This is a genomic window from Steroidobacteraceae bacterium (genome assembly GCA_041395505.1).
In the GTDB taxonomy this organism is placed as follows: domain Bacteria; phylum Pseudomonadota; class Gammaproteobacteria; order Steroidobacterales; family Steroidobacteraceae; genus JAWLAG01.
On sequence record JAWLAG010000001.1, the window covers coordinates 2,300,605 to 2,323,649 of the forward strand.

At 63.5% G+C, this 23,045-nt stretch carries 21 protein-coding genes; 5 read left to right on the forward strand and 16 right to left on the reverse strand.

The window, feature by feature from the left end; translation table 11 throughout:
* Positions 1-6: 6 nt before the first annotated feature.
* From R3E77_10750 to R3E77_10785, 8 genes are all read right to left on the reverse strand, one after another.
* Positions 7-804: an SDR family oxidoreductase gene (locus tag R3E77_10750; protein ID MEZ5499890.1), complete on the reverse strand. Its 798-nt coding sequence runs from the start codon at positions 802-804 to the stop codon at positions 7-9.
* Between the two features lie 26 nt (positions 805-830).
* The gene (locus tag R3E77_10755) at positions 831-1,379 is read right to left on the reverse strand and encodes a VOC family protein (GenBank protein MEZ5499891.1); all 549 of its coding nucleotides are present in this window, start codon (positions 1,377-1,379) and stop codon (positions 831-833) included.
* On the reverse strand, positions 1,376-3,130 hold the full coding sequence (locus R3E77_10760) for an AMP-binding protein (protein MEZ5499892.1): 1,755 nt from the start codon (positions 3,128-3,130) through the stop codon (positions 1,376-1,378). The genes R3E77_10755 and R3E77_10760 overlap by 4 nt, the downstream gene beginning before the upstream one ends.
* Positions 3,131-3,133: 3 nt before the next feature.
* On the reverse strand, positions 3,134-3,430 hold the full coding sequence (locus R3E77_10765) for an antibiotic biosynthesis monooxygenase (protein ID MEZ5499893.1): 297 nt from the start codon (positions 3,428-3,430) through the stop codon (positions 3,134-3,136).
* A gap of 71 nt (positions 3,431-3,501) precedes the next feature.
* A complete protein-coding gene (locus tag R3E77_10770; GenBank protein MEZ5499894.1) occupies positions 3,502-4,746 on the reverse strand; it encodes a dihydrolipoamide acetyltransferase family protein in 1,245 nt (414 codons plus the stop codon).
* Positions 4,747-5,760 (reverse strand): alpha-ketoacid dehydrogenase subunit beta, encoded by a 1,014-nt coding sequence (locus R3E77_10775; protein ID MEZ5499895.1) that lies wholly within the window; start codon positions 5,758-5,760, stop codon positions 4,747-4,749.
* A 1-nt stretch (position 5,761) separates the two neighbouring features.
* Complete coding sequence (locus tag R3E77_10780; protein MEZ5499896.1) at positions 5,762-6,997, reverse strand: thiamine pyrophosphate-dependent enzyme; 1,236 nt, start codon at positions 6,995-6,997, stop codon at positions 5,762-5,764.
* A gap of 18 nt (positions 6,998-7,015) precedes the next feature.
* Positions 7,016-8,086, reverse strand: a complete 1,071-nt coding sequence (locus tag R3E77_10785) for a Glu/Leu/Phe/Val dehydrogenase dimerization domain-containing protein (GenBank protein MEZ5499897.1) — start codon at positions 8,084-8,086, stop codon at positions 7,016-7,018.
* A 112-nt stretch (positions 8,087-8,198) separates the two neighbouring features.
* Between R3E77_10785 and R3E77_10790 the strand changes: the two genes are divergently transcribed.
* A complete protein-coding gene (locus R3E77_10790) occupies positions 8,199-8,660 on the forward strand; it encodes an Lrp/AsnC family transcriptional regulator (protein MEZ5499898.1) in 462 nt (153 codons plus the stop codon).
* Here R3E77_10790 and npdG read toward each other — a convergent pair.
* The 5 genes from npdG to cofC are packed head-to-tail and all read right to left on the reverse strand — an operon-like array spanning position 8,653 to position 14,143.
* Complete coding sequence (npdG, locus tag R3E77_10795; protein ID MEZ5499899.1) at positions 8,653-9,336, reverse strand: NADPH-dependent F420 reductase; 684 nt, start codon at positions 9,334-9,336, stop codon at positions 8,653-8,655. The two genes, R3E77_10790 and npdG, sit on opposite strands and share 8 nt — an antisense overlap.
* Before the next feature lie 31 nt (positions 9,337-9,367).
* Complete coding sequence (gene cofD / locus R3E77_10800; protein MEZ5499900.1) at positions 9,368-10,303, reverse strand: 2-phospho-L-lactate transferase; 936 nt, start codon at positions 10,301-10,303, stop codon at positions 9,368-9,370.
* Entirely contained in the window at positions 10,303-11,091 is a 789-nt protein-coding gene (gene cofE, locus R3E77_10805) for a coenzyme F420-0:L-glutamate ligase (GenBank protein MEZ5499901.1), read from the reverse strand. The genes cofD and cofE overlap by 1 nt, the downstream gene beginning before the upstream one ends.
* On the reverse strand, positions 11,091-13,484 hold the full coding sequence (gene cofH / locus R3E77_10810; protein ID MEZ5499902.1) for a 5-amino-6-(D-ribitylamino)uracil--L-tyrosine 4-hydroxyphenyl transferase CofH: 2,394 nt from the start codon (positions 13,482-13,484) through the stop codon (positions 11,091-11,093). Before cofH ends, cofE begins: the two co-directional genes overlap by 1 nt.
* Positions 13,481-14,143 (reverse strand): 2-phospho-L-lactate guanylyltransferase, encoded by a 663-nt coding sequence (cofC, locus tag R3E77_10815; GenBank protein MEZ5499903.1) that lies wholly within the window; start codon positions 14,141-14,143, stop codon positions 13,481-13,483. Before cofC ends, cofH begins: the two co-directional genes overlap by 4 nt.
* Before the next feature lie 58 nt (positions 14,144-14,201).
* Here cofC and maiA point away from each other — a divergent pair, with 58 nt between their 5' ends.
* The gene (gene maiA, locus R3E77_10820) at positions 14,202-14,843 is read left to right on the forward strand and encodes a maleylacetoacetate isomerase (protein ID MEZ5499904.1); all 642 of its coding nucleotides are present in this window, start codon (positions 14,202-14,204) and stop codon (positions 14,841-14,843) included.
* Positions 14,844-14,872: 29 nt separating this feature from the next.
* On the opposite strand, the gene ald is transcribed toward maiA, so the two are convergent.
* Positions 14,873-15,973, reverse strand: coding sequence for an alanine dehydrogenase (ald, locus tag R3E77_10825; GenBank protein MEZ5499905.1), 1,101 nt, complete (start codon positions 15,971-15,973; stop codon positions 14,873-14,875).
* 133 nt (positions 15,974-16,106) lie between these two features.
* On the opposite strand from ald, the gene R3E77_10830 reads away from it, so the two are divergent.
* The 3 genes from R3E77_10830 to R3E77_10840 are packed head-to-tail and all read left to right on the forward strand — an operon-like array spanning position 16,107 to position 18,449.
* Complete coding sequence (locus tag R3E77_10830) at positions 16,107-16,565, forward strand: Lrp/AsnC family transcriptional regulator (GenBank protein MEZ5499906.1); 459 nt, start codon at positions 16,107-16,109, stop codon at positions 16,563-16,565.
* A 25-nt stretch (positions 16,566-16,590) separates the two neighbouring features.
* Positions 16,591-16,959, forward strand: coding sequence for an arsenate reductase (glutaredoxin) (gene arsC, locus R3E77_10835; GenBank protein ID MEZ5499907.1), 369 nt, complete (start codon positions 16,591-16,593; stop codon positions 16,957-16,959).
* Entirely contained in the window at positions 16,956-18,449 is a 1,494-nt protein-coding gene (locus R3E77_10840; GenBank protein ID MEZ5499908.1) for an AMP-binding protein, read from the forward strand. Before arsC ends, R3E77_10840 begins: the two co-directional genes overlap by 4 nt.
* Before the next feature lie 24 nt (positions 18,450-18,473).
* Here the strand turns inward: R3E77_10840 and R3E77_10845 are convergent, their stop codons facing one another.
* Positions 18,474-19,847: an L-serine ammonia-lyase gene (locus R3E77_10845; GenBank protein MEZ5499909.1), complete on the reverse strand. Its 1,374-nt coding sequence runs from the start codon at positions 19,845-19,847 to the stop codon at positions 18,474-18,476.
* Between the two features lie 10 nt (positions 19,848-19,857).
* Entirely contained in the window at positions 19,858-23,022 is a 3,165-nt protein-coding gene (gene putA, locus R3E77_10850) for a bifunctional proline dehydrogenase/L-glutamate gamma-semialdehyde dehydrogenase PutA (GenBank protein MEZ5499910.1), read from the reverse strand.
* Positions 23,023-23,045: the final 23 nt, after the last annotated feature.

Genomic DNA, 23,045 nt, shown 5'->3' on the forward strand with positions numbered 1-23,045 from the left:
GCTGCCCTAGCTGCCACCGGCCGCGCGCCGCATGCTGGCATTGATCTCCCAGGGAAGCGGGTTGCGCCGCAAAGTAAGTCCGCCATTGATCTGCAAGGTCTGACCGGTCATGAAACACTCATCACCGGCAAGCCACAGCGCGGCATCCGCAACATCCTTTGTCGTGCCGATCCTGCCGAGCGGGTACTCATTCAGAAACGCCTGCTCGAGACCAGGCATGCGCACTTCGTTCTCGGTCATCGGAGTCGCGGTCAGGCCCGGCGCAATGCTGTTGACGCGAATGCCCTTGCCCCCGAATTCGTTGGCAAAGCAGCGCACCAGGGCTTCACCTGCTGACTTGGTCGCAATATAGGCCGCGTGATTGAAAAGAAGCGCGTGCACCGAGGCCGATGAGACCATGATGATCGATCCGCCCTTGCTTCGCGCCATTTGTGCCGAAGCCGCCTGCAGGAAGAAAAATGGGCCCTTGAATTGCAGTGCGGAAAGACGGTCCATTTCATCTTCGTTGGTATCGAGGAGCTTGCGCAGCAGTCCCCAGCCCGTGCAATTGACAGCGATATCGACCTTGCCGAAGCGTGCCGCGGCCTCATCGAACAAGGCTTCGACCTGGGGCTTCCGGGTAATATCGCACTCGAATGGCACAGCACCTATCTGGCCAGCGATGGACTCGAGCTCTTGCGCCTTGCGACCGGACACCACCACTTTGGCGCCCTCCGCAGCGAATCGCCTCGCCATCACCTGGCCCATGTTGTCGCGACTGGCCGCACCCAGAACCACAGCGCACTTGCCTTGTAGACGTGACATCGATCCATCCCCTTCGCGTTGAGTCCCTACCCCAACCGCCGCAGCGGCTGCTCGCCGTTCCAGTTCTCGGCCGCGCGGCGCACGTAGGCGTAAAAGCGCGTGAGATCCCTGCCCGGTTCATAGATTTCCAGCATGTGCCCAAGCTCCGCACTGGTATCGAGCATTGCAAATTCAACGCCGGTGGCGGTTTCGGCATGCAACGCCGCCGCAATTCCGCGCGCGCCATAGTCGGCCATGACATCGGCGACGCTTGGGACGAAGACGGCGACGTGATGCAGGCCACTGTCATCGGGCGCGTACAGATCCCTGAGCGCCGACGGCCCGTCATTATGCTGGCAGATGAGTTCGACCATGAGTTCGCCCGCCTGCCCGTAGGCCGAGCTGTGGTCAAAAACCGCCGGCAGACCGCGATACTTCGCGTAGCGCAACGGAATATGCGAGAGCAGGAAGAAGGGCCCCCAGCCGTAGCGGCGTGAAAACTCATGCGCCGCACTCTCCGGGTCCGCAACGTGATAGGCGAACTGCACGGGTCGCAGAGCCTGCGCCGAGCCAGGTACAGCCTTGTTATCGCTCACGTAAGGCCTAGTTCCTCGATAAGCGCCGAGCGCAAGCGGAACTTCTGGATCTTGCTGCTCGACATCGGCCACTCGGTCACGAAGCGAACATGCCGCGGCACTTTGAAACTGGCGATTTCATTGCGACAGAACTGGATCAGATCCGATTCGCTGGCCGACATGCCCGGTTCGAGTTCGACGAACGCCGCCGGTATCTCGACGTATTTGTCATCTGGAAGGCCGACGACCTGCGCGAGCCGTACGGCCGCATGTTTCTGCAACTGCGCTTCGATTTCGGCTGCTGCGACATTCTCGCCACCGACCTTGAGCATGTCCTTCAGTCGTCCATGGAACATGATCGTGCCGTTGGCATCGAGCGAACCGATGTCACCGGTGTGAAACCAGCCGTCCGCATCGAGCGCCTGGGCCGTCTTCTCGGCATCCTTGTAGTAGCCGCTGAACAGCGAATAGCCGTGAACCAGCACTTCACCGCGTCGGCCGACCGGCAAATCCTCACCATTTTCCGGATTGATTACCCGCACGCGCAACCCGGGCAGCGGTTTGCCGAGGCGAGTTATGCGTTGCGACTGGGGTTCGTCCCAGGCGCCGGTACAGACCGTCCCTGCAGCTTCGGTCATGCCGAAGCTGCCGACCTGCAGCGCCTGCGGCATCGCTTTCATGATTGCCGGCGGCACGGCGGGTGGGAGCATCGCAAAATTGCTGTTCATCAGCCTGACTCGCGACAGATTCGTGTCCTTGAACGTCTTGTCGTAAATGAGGCCCTGCATGATGGTCACGAACGACGGATACATCGCGGTCACCCGGTACTTCGCGAGCATACGCAGCGCCACCGCCGGATCGAAATAGCCCATCGTGAGATAGGCACCACCGACGTCGAAGATCGCCAGCATCGGTAGTACCGAGGCAATATGGAACATCGGCAGCGGCGACCACATCCGGTCGCGATGTGTCAGTCGATAGCGATGTCGGCCAAGGGCGATGCTGTTGCGCACCATCGCCTCGTGCGTAATCAGGCAGCCTTTGGGATTGGCGGTGGTCCCGGAGGTGTAGAGCATCAACCCCGTGTCCCGCAGGCGCACGCTCAAGCGTCGGCGATGCACTTCGAGTTCCTTTACGGATTTGCCGGCCGATTCGAATTCGCCCTGGGTGATGAAGCCTGCCGGTTTCGACTTGCCGAAGATGACGAGGTTACGCAATCGCGGAGCCGCCGCCACGCTCAAGGTCGAACTCTGCCGCGCAACTGCAAGCTCAGGAAACGATTTGTTGAGTCGTTCCACGAAATCGACCGAGTCGGCGATGGCGTCGGTGGTCAGCACGGTGACCAGATCGCCATTCTCGATGACATAGCTGATCTCGTTCGACTTGTAGCGCGCATTGATCGGCACGACCACGGCGCCACACAGCGCGATACCGAAGAACAATTCCACGAAATCCACGCAGGTGTGCATCAGGATGCCCACGTGATCGCCCGGCTGCACGCCAATGGCGACCAGGCTTCGTGCCCGCTGCAGCGCACGCTGCGCGAGTTTTCGATAGGTGAGCTCCTTGCCAGGCAGTACCAGCGCCAGGGCATCAGGAAAGCGATCGGCGGCCGTGAGCAACAAATCGCCCATGGTCGTGACATTGATGCGCAATTTGGCGAGATCCTCGCCGGCATAGCCCGCGAAGGCCTTGTGCTTTGCCGGCGGCAATGCGTTCGCCGCGCGGCGCGGACGCCGACGGGCCGCGGCCGCTTTACGCTTGGCTTTCATGATTCAGACCTCGAATGGATCAAGATATTCGCGCACCCAGGTACCCTCGACACAGTCCGCAATCCGCGGGCCGTAGTCGGCAAGCCAGGACGATGACATATGCTTGTGCTCGTCCTCTTCGTTTGCGAACGATTCGACGACACAGTAACGCTGCGGTTCGCGCAACTTGAAGAACTCGAACCAGATGATGTACGGCTCACGCTCTTGCGTGATGGCAGCCAGTTCCTTGCAGATCCTGACGAATTCCGCTTCGCGGCCCTTCTTGACCGTCATTCGGGAGACAAACGTGATGCGTGCCATGGAACCCTCCGCGCGACCAGGAAGCGCAGATTAGCACCGGCAGCGAAAGAGAAAAACAGTCAGGCTTGTTTTTATTCGCCGTCCGGCGCGAACATCAGCGCCGGCTGTTCGAGCCGCTGGCGCAGATCGGCGATCATGGCAGCGGCGTCGTAGCCATCTACGAAGCGGTGATCGAAACTTGACGACAGGTTCATCATCGAGCGCACTACCACTGCGCCATCGACGACGACCGGTCGGGCGATCACGCGATTGACGCCGATGATGGCCACTTCCGGGGCGTTGATGACGGGCGTCGAGACGATGCCGCCGAGCTTGCCAAGGCTCGTGACGGTGATCGTCGAGCCCGTGAGGTCCTCCTTGCGCGCCCTGCCCGACCGAGCAAGATCCGCGACGCGGCGAATCTCCGTCGCCAGATCGCGCAAGCGACGCCTTTCGGCATGGCGTACCACCGGCACCTTGAGCCCGTCGGCGGTCTGGGTCGCGACCCCCACATGCACGGCGCTGTGACGCAACAGCACATTGCGCGCACTATCGTGCAGGCAGTTGCATTGGGGAAAACGCGCCAGCGTACGCACGAGTCCCAGCACGATCAAAGGCAGGATACTGAGTGGATCCCTCGCAGGGTCCTGCCTGTTGAGGTGCGCGCGCAGCTTCTCGAGTTCGGTGACGTCGACTTCCTCGACATAGGCAAAATGCGGAATGTTGCGTTTCGCCTCGGACATGCGCTCGGCGATGAGGCGGCGCAGTCCGATGATCCTGATCTCCTCAACTGCCGCGCGGGTTGCCGCCTGTGTCGCGACGCCCGGGCCTGCCGAGGTGCCTGCGGCCAGATGGGTGTCGAAATCCTTCGCAGTGATGCGGCCGCCGGGGCCGCTGCCCGCGACAGCCGCCAGATCGACACCCGCCTCCTTGGCCCGGCGCCGCACGGCGGGTGAAGTCATCACCCGCTGACGAGGTGCATCCTGCTGAACGCCAGCCTGGCTCGCCGCCTGATCGCGCGATTTGCTCGTCTGCGGCCCCGCGGTTGCGGAAACGGTCGTTGCGGGGTTCGCAGCATGGTCGGCAGGCGCGGTGGCATCGGTCTCGAATACGACCAGCTCGGAACCGACGGGCAACATCGTACCCGGCTCGCCGTTGATGGCGACGACCTTGCCGGCAACCGGCGACGGTACCTCGACCGAGGCCTTTTCGGTCATGACCTCGCATAGCACGGTATCTTCGTCGACGTGATCCCCGACCGCGACACGCCAATCGACGATCTCCGCCTCCACCGTGCCTTCCCCGAGATCGGGCAGCTTGAATACGTAGCGAGTCATTTACGCCTCCATCACGCGGCGCAAGGCGGCGCCGATTCTCGCCTGCCCGGGAAAGTACTCCCACTCGAAGGCGTGAGGATACGGCGTATCCCAACCGGTCACGCGCTCTATGGGCGCCTGCAATGACCAGAAGCACTCTTCCTGAATCGTCGCGGACAATTCGGCGCCAAATCCACCAAAGCGGGTTGCTTCGTGCACGATCACACACCGGCCGGTACGATGTACCGAGGCGGCGATCGTATCGACATCGAGCGGCGTCAGCGTGCGAAGATCGATCACTTCTGCATCGACGCCGAATTTATCAGCCGCTGCCAGCGCGACGTGCACCATGGTGCCATAGCTCAGGATCGTGACCGCGCTACCCTGGCGCACGATATCCGCCTTGCCGAGCGCAACCTTGTAATAGCCCGCCGGTACCTCGCCCTTGGGCTGGGTGCTCCACGCGGTGGCCGGCTTGTCCGGATCGCCATCGAATGGTCCGTTGTAGATACGCTTTGGCTCGAAGAATACGACCGGGTCGTCGTCTTCCACGGCCGCAATCAGCAGTCCTTTGGCATCGTAGGGGTTGGATGGCATGACGACCTTGATGCCCGAGACGTGGGTGAATATGCCTTCGGGACTTTGCGAATGTGTCTGGCCACCGCGTATGCCACCGCCGCAGGGCGTACGGATCGTCACCGGTGCGGAGAATTCGCCGGCACTGCGATAGCGGATGCGCGCCAACTCGCTGACCACCTGGTCGAACGCCGGGTAGATGTAGTCCGCGAACTGTATTTCCGCGATGGGCCGCAGCCCATTGACCGCCATGCCGATCGCCGCACCGACGATTCCGCCCTCCGCGATCGGTGTATCGAGGACCCGATGCTCGCCATACTTGCGCTGCAGCCCGTCGGTTACCCGAAAGACGCCGCCGAAATAGCCGACATCCTGACCAAAGATCACGACCGCGGGATCACGATCGAGCAGGACGTCCATCGCCGAATTCAGCGCCTGGACCATGTTCATCCTGGCCATCTCAGCTCCGTTCCTTGAGCATCTGCTCGCGCTGGCGGCGCAGGTAATCCGGCATCACCTTGAAGACATCCTCGAACATCTGCTCGGGACCCAACTGCGCTCCTTCCGCCAGCGAACCGTATTTCAAAGACTCGCGCCAGGCATCGGCCACTTCGCGCTCCAACTCCCTGGCAAGCTCTGCGTGCCGCTCTTCGCTCCATTCGCCGAGATGCAGCAGGTGCTCTTTCAGTCGCTCGATCGGATCGCCCAAGGGGAAGGCCTGCCACTCATCCCGGGGCCGATAGCGGGACGGGTCGTCGCTGGTCGAGTGCGGACCGGCGCGATAGGTCACCAGCTCGATCACGGTCGGTCCGCGACCGCGGCGCGCCCGCTCGGCCGCCCATTGGGTCGCCGCATGGACCGCCAGAAAATCATTGCCGTCGACGCGCAGCGAGGCAATGCCGTAGCCAAGGCCGCGCGCTGCGAAACTGCGCCGCTCGCCACCCGCGAATCCCTGAAAGGTCGAAATGGCCCATTGATTGTTGACCACGTTGAGAATGACCGGCGCCTGGTACACCGCCGCGAAAGTGAGCGCGTGATGAAAATCGGCCTCGGCGGTGGAACCCTCGCCCGTCCAGGTCGCGGCGATATGGTCCTCGCCCTTGATCGCGGCCGCCATGGCCCAGCCGACTGCCTGTGGATACTGGGTGGTGAGGTTTCCCGAGATCGAAAACAGGTTGTGTTCGCGCGAGTGGTACATGGTGGGTAGTTGGCGTCCCTTGCACATGTCATGCGCATTCGACAGCAGCTGGCACATCAGGGTGACCAGCGACTGACCGCGGGCCACCTGCAGGCCCTGATTGCGGTAGTAGGGAAACAGCATGTCTGCCGGTTGCAATGCCATGGCGGCTGCCACCGACACGGCTTCCTCGCCCGTGCTCTTGACGTAAAATGAGATCTTTCCCTGCCGTTGCGCCTTCTGCATGCGTTCATCGAACAGGCGCGTCAGCAACATGTGCCGCAATCCGATCTGCAGGTCGCTTGCTTCCAGGTGCGGATCCCAGGGACCCTGCGCGCGACCGTCATCGTCGAGAACGCCTATCAGACTGGTCGCGAGGCTTTCGATGTCCGATACCCGCGCCTGCGGTTCCGGACGCGCGGCAGCGCCAGCCGGTGACAACTCCAGGTAACTGAAATCCGGTCGATCGCCCGGACGAGCCGGCGGATGAGGAACATGAATACGGGGTTTTCTGGGCATGGTCATACCATCGGTTGTTCAGGCCACCTGCGTTGCCTTGGGCGCGGCGGCGGCGAGCAGGTGCTGAGCCATGTCGCGTGCTGCCGCGACCGTCGATTGCCGGTTATCTTGCGCCGCCTGCAGCACCCTGCGCAATGTCAGTGGAATGGATTCGATCTGTCGTTGCAGCTCATCGGCATCGCTCGCTCGCAGATATTCCGCGGCCACACTCATGATACCGCCCGAGTTGACCACGAAATCCGGCGCAAAAAGGATGCCGCGATCGACCAGCGCGTCAGCATCGGCAAGTGTGGCAAGCTGGTTGTTCGCGGCGCCGCAAACCAGGACGCAGCGCATTCGTGCGATGGCTGCGGCGTCGATGATGCCACCGAGCGCACAGGGCGCGACGATGTCGACGTCGCTCGCAAGGATTGCCTGTGGCTCGATGACCGTCGCCCCGAATTGGCTGCGCGCGTACTGTGCGCGAACTGGATCGATGTCGCTCACCGTCAATTGCGCACCGGCCTCATGCAATAGCTGGCCAAGATGCCGACCTACGCCACCGAGACCCTGAACAGCAACACGAACGCCCTCGAGTGATTCGCTCCCACCCAACCAGCGCCAGGCCTCGCGCATCGCCAGGAACACACCGCGGGCCGTGTGTGGCGACGGGTCGCCACCGACAGACCGGCCGTCGGCGCCGATACCACTGACATAGGCCGTGCTGCGCGCGACTGCCTTCATGTCATCGACACGCGTGCCAACGTCCTCGGCGGTGATGTAGCGCCCGCCGAGTGCATTCACGGCGCGACCGAATGCCGCGAACAATGCGCTGCGATCGCCGATCGAGGCCGGCGCGAGTATGACCGCCTTGCCACCGCCCAGCGGCAGTCCGGCCAGCGCGTTCTTGTAACTCATGCCCTCCGCGAGTCGCAGGGCATCGCCCAGGGCGTCGTCACGATTGGGATAGCGCCAAAGGCGGCAACCGCCCGCTGCAGGACCGAGGGCCGTGCTGTGGATCGCGATGATGGCTTCGAGGCCGCTCGCCGCGTCGCGCAGGAAATGCACGGCCTCGTGATCGGCAGCATCAGGGTGATCGAAAGGCAGCATGGGACGGAAGTATGGCTCGATATTCGTGCAAATTCTTCACAATTGTGAGCAATAAATCTCAATAGTTGCAATTCTAAGATCCTTTTCGTTACTTGAGTGATATATTCATTTCATGAAACTCGACTCGACGGATAAACAGATTCTCGATGTCCTGCAACGCGACGCTGCGCTCTCGGCGAGCGAGATTGCCGGTCGACTGGGATTGTCGAGCGCGACCTGCTGGCGGCGGATCGGTCAGCTTGAGAAATCCGGCGTCATACGTCGCCGCGTTGCGCTGCTCGACCCGCCCTCGGTCGGACTCAATGTGCTGATCTTCTGCCACATCAAGCTCTCGACGCAGGGCCGCGATGCCATCAGGAAATTCGACACTGCCGTACGCACCCTGCCCGAGGTGCTCGAGTGCTACACGCTGCTCGGAGAATGGGATTTTCTATTGCGCATCGTGGCGCGTGATATCAAGAGCTTCGAAGCCTTCTTCCTCGACCAGCTATCGAAGCTCCCCTACGTGCAGTCGGTCGTTTCGTCGATTGCCCTGACCCCGGTCAAGTACACGACCGAACTACCACTCAACTGACCTCCCGGCCCGACGCGCCCGGCAGACCGGTGATGCGGATTCCCGTCGCCGGCACTTTGTAATGCCGATTGAGCGCGATCAGCACAGAAGTCAGCGCCTCTGCCGCCGCGGAATTCGCAAGCGGCCCGGCGTGCAATCCGCGCATGCCGGCATCCGCGGCCAGGTCGATCGCGACTTGACGCGCCTGGGGATCGTCGCCGCACACGAGCACATCGCATTCGACTTCGTGCTGGAGCTCGCCGAGCTGATGAGCCGACACGTTCTGGAATGCCGACACCACACGGACCTCACTGCCGAGTTCGGCCTGCAGCGCGTTCACGGCCGAACCGCCCTGCGGCAACTGGACGCGCGAGACCTTCGGCGGCACGAGCGGTACCGTCACGTCCACCAAAATCTTGCCGGCGAGCTCGCTGCGTAACGCAAGTGCCGTTGGGCGTTGCGCCGCGAACGGCACGGCAAGCACGATGATCTCGGCCGCTGCTGCCGCGTCGGCATTGCCCAGACCCCGCAATTGTCGGGTCGCCGCCGTAGACAAGCGTGCCGCCGCTTCGACAGCGCGCCCAGCCTCGCGCGAACCGATGATCACATCGTGCCCGGCATGCGCCCAGCGCAATGCCAGCCCGCCGCCTTCGGCGCCCGTACCACCAAGAACGGCTATTCGTCTGGATATGCTCAATGCTCTCTCCCTGCCCGATTTCCGGATCATCTTAACCCGGCCTGCCGTTCGCGGCGGCGATCACCGCGCGTGCAAGTGCTCGCCGTTCGGCATCGTCATGCATGATCGTCGGCGCTGTGACAACTTGCACCGATCCCGGGCAAGCCGCGCCTTCGTCCTCCGTATCGATCACCAACACATCGAGCAGGTCGGCATAACGATCCGCAATCGCGCTCGGGCCCGGCTCGAGACCCAGTTCCGTCAGGATCTTGGCGGCAGGACCTTTCAACGCCCGCCCGCCGACCAGCGGGCTGACTGCCACGACCGGTGCCGATGTCATGCGCAGGGCATCGCGCATCCCTGGTACGGCAAGAATCGGCTCGATGCTGAGCAGCGGGTTCGACGGGCAGATGACGATCGCATCGTAGCGGTTCTGGCAAAGACCTTCGACTACGCTCGGTTGTGCGCGGGCCGTCCCGGCGCCGAAATATTCGATCGCCGTGACCCTCGGTTCGCAGCGCTGACGAACGAAATAGTCCTGGAACTCGAGCCAACCGCGCGCGGTGGCAAGGCGCGTGCGCACGGGTTCATTGCACATCGGCAGCACGTCGACGCTGAGCCCGAAGGCTCTGGCGATCGTCGCCGTGCACGCGGTGAGATCCTGGCCCGCCTTGAGCAACGCCGTTCGATATACGTGCAGGGCCAGGTCCCGATCACCCAGCGCAAACCAGGTCGGTCCGCCGAGTTCGCCCAGCGTCGCCAGGAAATTCCATTGCTCATCGCGTCGACCCCAGCCACGCACGGGATCGGCGAGCCCCGCGAGGCCATAGAGCACCGAGTCGATGTCGGGGCAGATGCACAGTCCGACGTGTTCAAAATCATCGGCCGTATTGACGAGCACCGTGAGCTCATGCGGTGCGAGTACGGCCGCAAGCCCGGCGACCAGTTTGGCGCCGCCGACCCCGCCGCTCAGCGCAAGCATCGCCATCAGCGAAAAAGGTCCTGCTGCGCCGGGCGCAGCAGCGCCCGGACGCCGCCCTCGTGCTCGGGCGGTTGCAGGCCGCGCATGAGCACGACCGGTCGGCCTTCTTGCGCCTGGCCCATCAGGAGCGACGCGGCCGCTGCAATCTCGTCGGCGACCGCCACCTCGCTGACGCGCAACATCCGCCCCGACAAATCCGCCCGCCCACGCAGGTCCACCAGGGCCTGCAATCCCGCCACGCCGATCGCCACGCCCACGGTGCCCTGGCGCCAGGGCCGGCCAAAACTGTCATTGATGATGACGGCCATCGGGCACCCGAACCGTCGCTGCATCTGCGCACGGAGCTGTCGCGCGCTTTCGTCCGGATCGTGCGGCAACAGGAGCACCGGCTCTAAACCGTCCCAGGGACCCAGGTTCGATTGATCGACGCCGGCGTTGGCCATTACCAGGCCCAGACGATGTTCCACGACCAGTATGTCGGGGACTGCGCGCACGATGCGCACGGATTCGCCCAGGATGACTTCGACCAGCCGAGCATCTTTCCGCACGATCTGCGCCAGCCGCTTCGCTTCCGCGCCCGGTTCGACATGTGCCAGATCGACGTAGCGGTTCTCGGCCTTGGAGACGATCTTCTGCGCGACGATCAGCACGTCTCCCGCGATCAGTCCGTGCTGACTGCGCGCCAGTGCATCACCAATGAGTGCGCCCAGATCATCGCCCGGGCGAACGAGCGGCAGTGCCGGCACACACCACAACTGCACTTCGCTACCGAGCGCAGCGTCCGGGGATGACATCACGCTATGCCGGAGGACGCCAGCGCTGGCTGATTCGATCCGCAGCGACCCGACTCCACCTGGTCAGGATCGATGTGTTCGTAGAGTGTCGTACGCTGCCTCGGCTCACGCCCGACGGATCTGGCGAGCTCGATCATGCCGTCGGCGTCGAGCATCTGTCCGTTCACGCCGCCGGCTGCGCGCGTGATCGACTCGTTCATCAGCGTTCCGCCCATGTCATTGGCGCCGGATCGAAGACATTGCGCGACGCCCGCGACGCCCATCTTGACCCAGGATGCCTGGATATTGACGATGTGTGGATCGAGCACCAGTCGCGCCACGGCATGCATCAGCAGGGTTTCTTCCCAGCCCGGGCCACTGCGCGCAAATCCCTTGCGCCACAAGGGCGCCTCCATATGCACGAACGGCAGCGGCACGAATTCGGTGAAACCGCCGCTATTGGCCTGCAAATCCCTCAGCACCAGCAAGTGCTTCGCCCAGTGCCGCGGCTGTTCGACATGACCGAACATGATGGTGGCCGTCGTACGCAGGCCGAGGCCGTGCGCCGCGATCATCACCTCGCACCACTGCCGGGTATCGAGTTTGTCCGGGCAGATCTGCGCACGGACATCGTCACAGAGTATTTCGGCGGCGGTCCCCGGCAAGGTCGCGAGCCCCGCACGCTGCAAGCGCGCAAGGAACTCCGGCACGCTGAGCTCGAGCGTCGCCGCACCGTGACTCACCTCGAGCGGTGAGAATGCGTGGATATGCACGCCGGGCGCAGCTTGGCGCACCGCGTTCACTATGTCGAGATAGGTCTTGCCGGTGAACTGCGGATGGATACCACCTTGCAGGCACACTTCGGTTGCACCGGCGGCCGCCGCCTCGGCGGCACGTTTCCCGACCTCATCGAGATCGAGCAGATAGCCCGGACCACGCAGGCTCGCCGCGCCGCGGCCTTTGGAGAACGCGCAGAAGCCGCAGTGATACAAGCAGATGTTGGTGTAATTGATGTTGCGGTTGATGACGAAGGTGACGGTTTCGCCGACCCGCCGGCTGCGCAGCTCATCGGCCGCGCGACAGACATCGGCACGCGCAGCGCCGCTCGCCTGGAACAATGTGACGACCTCTTGCTCCTGCCAATCGGTCCGTGTCCCTGCCTCGTGCAGTAGCCGCTGCAGGCGCCGCCAACGCCCGGTAACGATCGCAGCCGGCGCGACCTCCTCAGGCACCGCGATCGAGCCGCCTACCCGCCACGGGTGGTCATGCACGAAACCGCGACTGTCGGTCAGGCGCCGCGCACGGGTGGCAAGCTGCGGACTGGTCCAGCGCGATACCTGCGCCAGGTATTGCGGCACCAGCGCAAGCCGTTCGCGCAGCACGCGGCCCGAGCGTCGGGTTCGCGCGTCGAGGTCGTCGAGATGCGGCCAGGGCGCTTCGGGATTGACGTGATCGGGCGTCAGCGGCGACACGCCACCCCAGTCGTTGATGCCGGCACGCACGAGCAACTCGAGTGCGTCCGGCTGCAGGTTGGGCGGCGCCTGCAGCGACATCCCGGCACCGAACATCAGTCGCGCCACCGCGATGATCCACAGCTGCTCATCGAGTCCAGGCTCGACTGCGCCGGCCATGCGCGTCCCCGGTTTGGCGCGAAAGTTCTGCAGGATGATTTCCTGCAGGTGACCATGACGAACATGGAGCTCCCGCAAGCGCAGCAACGCGTCGAAGCGCTCGCGCCGGGTCTCGCCGATACCAATCAACAGGCCGGATGTCATGGCGACGGACATGCGGCCGGCGGCCTCGAGCGACTCAAGGCGAAGCGCGGGCTGCTTGTCCGGGGATCCGTGATGCGCGCCGCCACGGCGGCCAAGACGATCACTGGCCGTCTCGAGCATCAGGCCCATGGAGAGCGCATGCGGGCGCAGTTGGCGCAGATCGTCCGCGCTCATGACGCCCGGGTTCAGGTGCGGCAACAGCGCAGTGTCCCGAACGATGCGCTCGGCAACCCGGGCCAGGTAGTCGATGGTGCTGGCACAGCCAAGCGCTTGCAGCGCCTCGCGCGCTGCGCGGTACCGCAATTCCGGTTTGTCGCCAAGCGTCAACAGGGCTTCGTGACAGCCTAGTTCCGCACCACGCCTGGCGATGTCGAGCACCTCGTCAATGGTCATATAGGCCGATGCGATGTGACGCGGTGTCTTGGCGAACGTGCAATAGTGGCAGACGTCGCGGCACAATTTCGTCAAAGGAATGAATACTTTGCGCGAATAACTTACTGTGGCACCAAACCCTTCGAGCGTGAGGTCCTCGGCGGCCTGCATGAGCTCATCGAGTGGCGCCTGGCTCACGCGCGCATAGAACTCATCCGGCGCGAGGGTGGCGGCGAGCGCAGGCCAGTCGGATTCGCGGTGCTTCAACCAGTTACTGCCTTGCGAATGCCGTGGACGTCGAGCCGGGCCAGATCCCGGGGCAGATCGACGTCGTACATGAATCCGGCAATTCGCGTTGCGGGGACCGACCAGCCGCGGCAACGCGCAGCCCTGCGATGTGCACTCGCGCTATCGCTGCCGAAGTGAAATTCGAAGTCCGTACTGCCGCGCAGGTAAATGCCGTTGCTGCCATGACCCGTGCTGTCCACGGCAAGCGCAAAACCCTGGCGCCGGCCAAGTGCCACGAATTGATCGACCTCGGCGGGCGACAATGTCGGCAAGTCGGCGGGCAGGATCAGGAATTCGCGGCAGCCGAGATCGCGCAATAGTTGGTGTGCATGAGCGACAGCGAAATTCTGATCGTTCCCCGGATCGGCGAGTACCGGTATGTGCGAGGGAATTTCGTCGCGCTCGGGACTTACCACGACGACGCGGGCCACGCTGTCCGCCGTCTGCAGCACGGCGAGGACCCGCGCGAGCATCCTTCGCACCAACGCCAGTCGCTCGGGCACGCCAAGCACTTTGGCAAGCCGGCGCTTGCCTTCGATGCGACGCCTCACGGCGACGATCGCCGTGCAGCCGTCGGATCGCAGTTCCGTCAGCCGCATTTCCCCTGGCGGGGAGTCCTTCGATTGCGTCCGGCTCATCCGCCCATTATGCCGCATGCGCGTCGACCGGACAGCACGACGCGGATATCATCGGCTAATGCTCGCACTACATACGTACTGGCGTAGCTCGGCCGCCTACCGGGTGCGCATCGCGCTCAATGTCAAAGGCATCGAAGCACGCCAGATCGCCTGTAACCTGGTATCGGGCGAACAAGGCGGCAGCGCCTACCGCCAACTCAATCCGCAAGGATTGGTACCGGCACTGCTCGATGGCGAGCAGGTCATCGGTCAGTCGCTGGCGATCATCGAATACCTGGAGGACATACACCCCCTGCCGGCACTCCTGCCAGCCGAGCCGCTGGCGCGTGCGCGGGTACGATCGATTGCGCTCGCCATTGCCTGCGACATTCACCCGCTCAACAATCTGCGGGTACTGAATCACCTGCGTGACGAACTGGCGCAGAGCAAGGAACAGATCCGGGCCTGGTACCAGCACTGGATTGCCACGGGGTTTGCCGCGCTGGAGGAGGAAGTGGCGCGCAGCAGCGAAACGGGACGATACTGCTGCGACGACACGCTCTCGCTCGCCGACGTCTGCCTTGTGCCACAGGTCTACAATGCCGAACGCTGGCAGTGCGACCTGGCGCCCTATCCGCGCCTTCGCGCCATCAATGAGCACCTGTGCTCGCTGGCCGCGTTCGCCGCCGCAAGACCGGAAGCGCAGCCGGACGCGCGGTAAACCTCGGCCGGGGACAGGCGATCGACGCGTTAGCCGAATGACTTGCAGGGCAGGTCGAGCGCCGCGGCGACCGCAGGATGCGCGATCGCACCAGCGTGCACATTGAGTCCGGCCGCGAGGCCGACATCATCGCGAAGCGCCGCCAGGGCGCGATCCGCAAGCCGTCTCACATACGGCAGGGTTGCATTGGTCAGGGCGAAGGTGGACGTGCGTGGCACGGCACCGGGCATATTGGTCACGCAGTAATGCACCACGTCATCGACGACATAGGTCGGCTCGGCATGCGTGGTCGGACGGCTGGTTTCGAAGCAGCCACCCTGGTCGATTGCGATGTCGACAAGTACCGCGCCTTTCTTCATGTTCTTGACCATCTCCCTGGTCAGCAGCTTCGGCGCCGCCGCGCCGGCCACGAGCACGGCACCGATCACCAGGTCGGCATCCCGCGACAGATGCGCGATGGCGCGCGTCGTGGAATAAACCGTCTTGAGGCGGTTGCCATGAATCGCCGCCAGCTCGCGCAAGCGCGACAGCGAGCGATCGAGCACCGTGACATCGGCGCCGAGGCCCATGGCCATTTCGGCAGCCTGGGTGCCTGACACGCCTCCGCCGATCACGACCACCTTCGCGGGTGTAACGCCGGGCACACCGCCCAACAGTACGCCGAAGCCGCCGTTTGCCTTCTGCAGGCAAGTGGCCCCGACCTGCACCGACATCCGTCCGGCCACCTCGCTCATGGGTACCAGCAGGGGCAGCGATCCGTCGACCGCGGTCACGGTCTCGTAAGCGATCGCCGTGGCCCCGCTCGCCATCAGCCCCTGCGCCTGCTCCTTGTCCGCGGCCAGATGCAGGTAGGTAAAAAGCAACTGCCCGGCGCGCAACATGCGGTATTCGACAGGCTGCGGTTCCTTTACCTTGACCACCATGTCGGCGCGCGCGAACACCTCCGCCGCCGTCGAGGCAATTTTCGCACCCGCATGCCGGTAATCGTCATCGACCAGGCCGATGCCGCCGCCGGCGCCGGTCTCGATGAGCACCGCGTGCCCGCCCGCGGTGAGTTCGTGGACACCGGAGGGCGTCAGCCCGACGCGATACTCGTGAACCTTGATCTCTTTGGGCACACCGATGAGCATGGTTTTACTCCAGGGAGCGAAACCACGAGTCTAGATTCTCGTCACTCGCAAAATCCTGCAAAAAACAGCGTCGGCAGCACCAAAAGCACAATATCCTTGCGATAAACAGACATAACATCGCAGAATATTGCGTATGCTGGACACCACGGACCGAAAGATCCTCCGCTACCTGCAACGCCACGGGCGCTGCAGCAACAGCGAATTGGCGATCGCGGTCGGGCGTTCCGAGTCGGCATGCCTGCGTCGGGTTCGCCAGCTCGAAGACGCCGGCGTGATCCGCGGCTATTCGGCGCAACTCGATCCGCGCGCCGCGGGCTTTCCATTGATCGTCTTCGTCTACATTGCCCTCGACCACCAGCGTGCGGCGGATCTCGACGCGTTCGAGGTCGCCGTGACGGGTATCGCCGCGGTCACCGAATGCTATTTGATGACCGGCGAATTCGATTACGTGCTGAAGTGCGTGGCGGCCGATGCGGCCGATTTCGAACGGGTGCACAAGGAGCAATTGACCCAGCTACCCGGCGTCACGCGTATCCAGTCGAGTATTGCGCTGCGCGTCGTGGCCGACAGCCGCGGGTTACCATTGCGCTGAGTTCAGGAACCCAAGGTCGCAATCCGTGACAGACACACCGGCGCAAATGACCATTTATCACAACCCGCGTTGCAGCAAGAGTCGTGCGACACTCGCCCTGCTCGCTGCCAGCGGCGAACGCTATCGCATCATCGAATACCTCAGCGATCCGCCGAATGCCGGGCAGATTCGCGATCTGCTTGGCAAACTCGGGCTGCCCGCGAACCGCCTCGTGCGCAGGGGCGAGCCGCAGTATGCGGCGCTCTTCGGCGATGTCGAGCCCGATGAAGCCGCGCTGATCGAGGCGATGGCGCGCTATCCCATCCTCATCGAACGACCTGTGGTCGTTCGCGGTGCACATGCCGTGATCTGCCGACCACCAGAGAACCTGCAGCAGCTGCTCGAGCCACGATGAACCTCGAGCACGGCAGTGATCCGTTGCGGCAGTGGCTCGCGATGTTCGACTCCTGTCGCGAGCGCGGGTTCGCGATCCAGGACTCAGGCACCGTGACCTACGGAGAAATGGCTGCGCTGTCCGGCCGTTATCTGCGGGCCATGCAGTCCTGCGGACTGGTTGCGGGCGATCGAGTCGCATTGCAGTGTGAAAAATGCCTGGAAGCGATCGCCGTGTACCTCGCCTGTCTGCGCGGCGGCTTTGTGCTGGTGCCGCTGAATCCGGGTTACACGGCGGCGGAGACCGAATATTTCCTTCTGGATGCCGAACCGTCGTTGCATGTCATCTCGCCCGGCACCATAGCAACCGCGGCGCAGACCGTCACGACCGTGACACTGGCGGGCGATGGCGGCGGATCGCTGGCTGCGATGGCCGCATCGGAGCCGACGCCGGGCAAGGATTGCCTGTCGCTCGACGCGGATACGCTGGCGGCACTCGTCTACACATCCGGCACGACAGGACGCGCGAAAGGCGCCATGCTGACCCGTGGCAATCTCGCGAGCAATGCCGATGCGCTGTGTCGCGAATGGCGGTTCGAGCCCACGGATGTCCTGTTGCATTGCCTGCCGATCTACCATGTGCACGGCCTGTTCATCTCGCTCAATACCGTCATCGCTGCCGGAGCGAGCATCGTTTTCCGGTCGCGATTCGAGGTCGCCGACGTGCTGCGCTGGCTGCCCGAAAGCACTGTCTTGATGGGCGTGCCGACCTATTACACACGTCTGCTCGGCGATGAGCGTTGCAACAATGCGGCGACCGCGCACATGCGCCTCTTCGTCAGCGGTTCGGCGCCGCTCCTGCCGCAAACACATGGCGAATTCGCTGCCCGTACCGGGCATCGTATCGTCGAGCGTTACGGCATGTCGGAGACCTTGATCAATACCACCAATCCGGTTGCCGGCGAGCGGCGTCCTGGCACCGTCGGCAAACCGCTCGATGGCATCGAATTGCGCCTGCGCGAACCCGTTGACGGGATCGGTGTCATCGAAGTGCGCGGCCCGAATGTCTGCCACGGCTACTGGCGCAATGCTGCCAAGACTGCCGAAAGCTTCTGCGACGACGGGTTCTTCGTGACCGGCGACCTTGGGACTTTCGACGACCAGGGTTATCTGCAAATCGTCGGCCGGGCGCGCGACTTGATCATCAGCGGCGGTTTCAATATCTACCCGAGCGAAGTCGAGGCTGAACTCGACCGACTCGAGGGGGTCCTCGAGAGTGCCGTGGTTGGAACCGACGACGCAGACCTCGGCGAAGTGGTCGTCGCATTCATCGCGCTCGGCGAGCGCGTCGCACCGCCGGTTGAGGCGATCCGCAGCAAGCTGTCGGAGCGGCTCGCGCGCTACAAGATCCCGCGTCGATTCGAATTCGTGAAGGAATTGCCACGCAACAGCATGGGCAAGGTACAAAAAGCGCAGCTGCGCGAGCAACTGAAACCGGGACCCGTGCCTTGATGCCGCACGGCCATTGGATCGTCTTCAACACTCCGGTACGTTGACCGCGAGCCCACCCTGCGATGTTTCCTTGTAAATGGTCGACATGTCCCGGCCGGTCTGGCGCATGGTTGCAATGACCTGGTCAAGCGACACCTTGTGGCTGCCATCGCCACGTATCGCAAGGCGGGCGGCGTTGATCGCCTTCACTGCGCCCATGGCATTCCGTTCGATACAGGGAATCTGCACGAGGCCTGCAACCGGGTCGCAAGTCAGACCGAGATTGTGCTCCATGCCGATCTCGGCCGCATTTTCGCACTGCTCGTTCGTGCCGTTCAGTGCGGCGACCAGGCCCGCAGCTGCCATGGAACAGGCCACCCCGACCTCACCCTGGCAGCCCATTTCGGCGCCCGAAATGGATGCATTGCGTTTGTAGAGCATACCGATCGCGGCAGCCGTCAACAGGAACCTGCACACGCCATCATCGTTGGCGCCAGTCTCGAATCGACGATAATACCCGAGCACTGCCGGCACGATTCCTGCGGCGCCGTTGGTCGGCGCCGTAACGATACGCCCGCCCGCCGCATTCTCTTCGTTGACCGCGAGCGCATAGGCATTCACCCAGTCGATGGCGTCGAGCGGCCGCGATGAATCAGCTTCGCTCAGCATCCGGTAGAGTCGTGGTGCGCGCCGACGCACCTTCAGGGTTCCCGGCAGGACACCTTGCTGCGCGAAACCGCGCTCTATTGCACGGTGCATGACCGCCCACAGCTCGAGCAATCCACGGCGGGTATCCGCCGCAGGACGGAGATTCGATTCGTTACGCATCACCAACTCGAAAATCTCGAGGCCATGTGTGCGACAAAGCGCCAGCAGCTCCTCGGCTGAGCAGAAATCGAACGGAGCTGAAGAATATTCGTACTTGGCGCCGGCATCCTGCATTTCTTCGGCGCGACGCACGAAACCACCGCCAACGGAATAGAACTCGCGCTCGGCAAGCGTCGCGCCATCGGCCGAAAGCGCGGTAAAACGCATGCCATTGGTGTGCAGCGGCAGGCGCTCGTGGGTCATGAACAGCAATTGCATAGGCTCATCGAACTCGATGACGTGCGTACCGGCAAGTCGCAACTGTCGCTGCGACTTTACGCGCGGCAAGATCTGGCGAAGCTCGTCGGGGTCGACTGTCTCGGGCAGCTGGCCCTCCAGTCCCGCCACTACGGCAACGTCCGTGGCATGACCGCGCCCGGTGAGCGCCAACGACCCGTACAGGCGCGCATAGACTTGCGCAACGTTTCGGAGCTGTCCGCTGTCCTGCAGTTGCCGCGCGAAATCGCATGCGGCGCGCATGGGTCCCATCGTGTGCGAACTCGAAGGCCCGATGCCGATCTTGAAGATGTCGAATACGCCAAGTTGCCCCATGGCGACGAGCCTACTGCAGCGTCAGCAACGATGCATTGCCGCCGACTGCGGCGGTATTGATCGTCACCGTTTGCTCAGTGGCGAAGCGTTGCAAATAATGCGGACCGCCTGCCTTGGGCCCCGTGCCCGACAGCCCGCAACCACCGAAAGGCTGCGTACCGACAACCGCACCGATCATGTTGCGATTGACGTACACATTACCGACCCTGACCTGCCTGGCAATGCGCTCGGCGAAGGTTTCGATTCGACTGTGCACGCCAAGTGTCAGACCAAAACCCAGTCCGTTGATTTCGCCGAGCAAATGGTCAATGTCAGCTGCCCGATACGGCAGCACATGAACGATCGGCCCGAAGACCTCGCGCCGAATCTGCCCGAGCGAGGCTATCTCGATTGCTGTCGGCATGACGAAAAAGCCCGGCTGTGCAGGCGCTCCGGGCGCGACACGATGGCTCCAGGGCGCCGTGGCGATTGCGCTCGCGACGTGCGCCTCGAGCATGCTGCGTGCCGCCTCGTCGATGACCGGGCCGATGTCGGTTGCCAACAGGGCCGGATTGCCGACGGTGAGCTCGTCCATATGGCCTGCGAGCAGCTGCTTGACGCGCGCGGCGATATCGGCCTGCACGAGCAGAATGCGCAGCGCTGAACAGCGTTGCCCGGCGCTGTTGAATCCGGACTGTACGGTATCGATGACCAACTGCTCCGGCAACGCCGAGCTGTCGGCAATCATCACGTTGAGGCCACCGGTCTCGGCGATCAGGGTTCCCAGGGCGCCTTCACGACCCGCGAGGGTGCGATTGATGGACTGGGCGGTTTCGGTGGAGCCCGTGAATGCAACACCCGCGACGCGCGGATCCGCACAGATCGCGGCGCCGACACGGGCACCGTCGCCCGGCAGAAACGCAAGCACATCGGCCGGCAGGCCAGCGCCGAGCAACAATTCGACCGCAAGTGCCGCGCAGTGCGCGGTCTGTTCGGCCGGCTTCGCAACCACGGTGTTGCCCGCCGCAAGAGCCGCAGCAATCTGGCCGACGAAAATCGCTACGGGGAAATTCCAAGGACTTATGCACGCAAATACACCACGCCCGCGCAGCCGAAGCCGATTGCTCTCTCCGGTCGGTCCCGGCAAGGCCGCGCCTGAATCGAAATTCGCCCGCGCCTGCGCGGCGTAATAGCGCAAAAAATCGACCGCTTCGCGAACCTCTGCAAGCGCGTCGGGAATACACTTGCCCGCTTCGAGCACGCAACGAGCGACGAGACGCGCGTGATGCTGCTCGAACAGGTCCGCCGCGCGATCCAGGATTGCCGCCCTGGCCACGCCGCCGCATGCATCCCATGCCGGCTGGGCCGCGCAGGCGAGCGCAATCGCACGAGCGACATCCTCCGCGGACGCCTGGCTCACGACTCCAGTGCGCTGCCCGCGATCGGCGGGATTGAAACTCGGTTCACTGGCCCGCTCGCGCAGCACCTTCTCACCGCTTGTGACAGGACCGGATCGCCACGATTCGGCGGCTTCGTCGCGGCAGGCCGACTGCAATCGAGCGAGTACGCGGTCATCGGCGAGATTTGCGCCGCGCGAATTGCGACGCTCTGGCGCATACAGGGCCGCAGCCAACGCGATCGCCGGGTGGCGCAATTGCAACGTCGCGTCGACATCGGCAACCGGATCGGCAACGACCGCCTCCACCGGCAATTTCTCGTCGACGATTCGATTGACGAAGGAACTGTTTGCGCCATTTTCGAGCAACCGCCGAACGAGATACGGGAGCAGGTCACGGTGTGGACCAACCGGTGCATAGACACGACAGGCGGCTTGCGCAGAGCGCTCCAACACAATGTCGTAGAGCGCCTCGCCCATACCGTGCAAACGCTGGAACTCGTAGCGCCCCCGCGCATTGCGGAACAACTCGCTGACATAGGCTACAGTGTGCGCATTGTGCGTGGCGAACTGCGCGTAAATGACGTCCGTCATACCGGCCAGCCGGCGCGCACATGCGAGGTAGGACACGTCGGTGTTGGCCTTGCGGGTGTAGACGGGAAAATCATCGAAACCACGCTCCTGCGCGCGTTTGACCTCGGCATCCCAATACGCACCCTTGACCAGCCGGACTGTGATCCGGCGGCGCTGTGCGCGAGCCTGGCTCGCCAACCAATCGAGCACTGCTGGAGCGCGTTTCTGGTAGGCCTGGACGGCGAGACCCAGCCCTGCGAAATCCTGCAGCCCGGGTTCGGTGAAAAGGCGCGCTATCAACTCGAGCGACAGCTGCAGCCGCTCGCTCTCCTCGGCGTCGACCGTCACGGCGATTTGCTGCTCGCGCGCGGCGTGCACCAATTGCGAAAGCACGGGATAGAGCTCGGCATGCACCCGCGCCCGCTGCGCAAATTCGAATCGCGGATGCAGCGCCGACAACTTGATCGATATGCCGTGTCGCGCGAGCAGGTCGTTACCGCCGGCACAGGCTTTGCCGAGCTGCTCGATCGCATGGTTGTAGGCGTCGGCGTAGCGCCGCGCGTCGGCGGCGGTAATCGCCGCTTCGCCCAGCATGTCGAAGGAATATCGGTAGCGCCCGCCCGCCGCATCGGCCTTGACGATCGCCTCTTCGATATCCCTGCCCATCACGAATTGATGCGCCAGAATTTTCATCGCCTGGCGCAATGCCGCACGGGCCACGGGCTCGCCAATCCGTGCCACCAGTTTTTCGTACCAGCTGCGTGGTGAGCGCAACTCATCCGCATCCACGGCAATCATGCGTCCCGTCAGCATCAGACCCAGGGTAGAGGCATTGACCAGCACGGATTCGCCGTCGCGCAAGTGGCTCGCCCACGCGCCCGAGGCAACCTTGTCGGCGATCAGGGAATCGGCAGTGTCGGCATCGGGTATGCGAAGCAGTGCCTCCGCGAGGCACATCAGGATCACGCCTTCCCGCGAGCTGAGCGAGTATTCGCGCATGAATGCATCGATGCTGCCGCTGGCATCACGTTCGCGCACCGCGCGCACGAGACCGCTTGCGACCGCATCGACACTGCGACGCGCGGCGTCGCCCAGACGAGCCTCGTCCGCAAGCCGCCTGACCAACTGATCCTCGTCGCCCAGATAGTTGCCATTGATGGCGGCGGCAACGCTGCTTTGCGAATGCTGCGCCGACTCGGTGACAAATGGAAAGCCTGCTGCGGACATCGGGGGCTTCGTTACGCGACCAT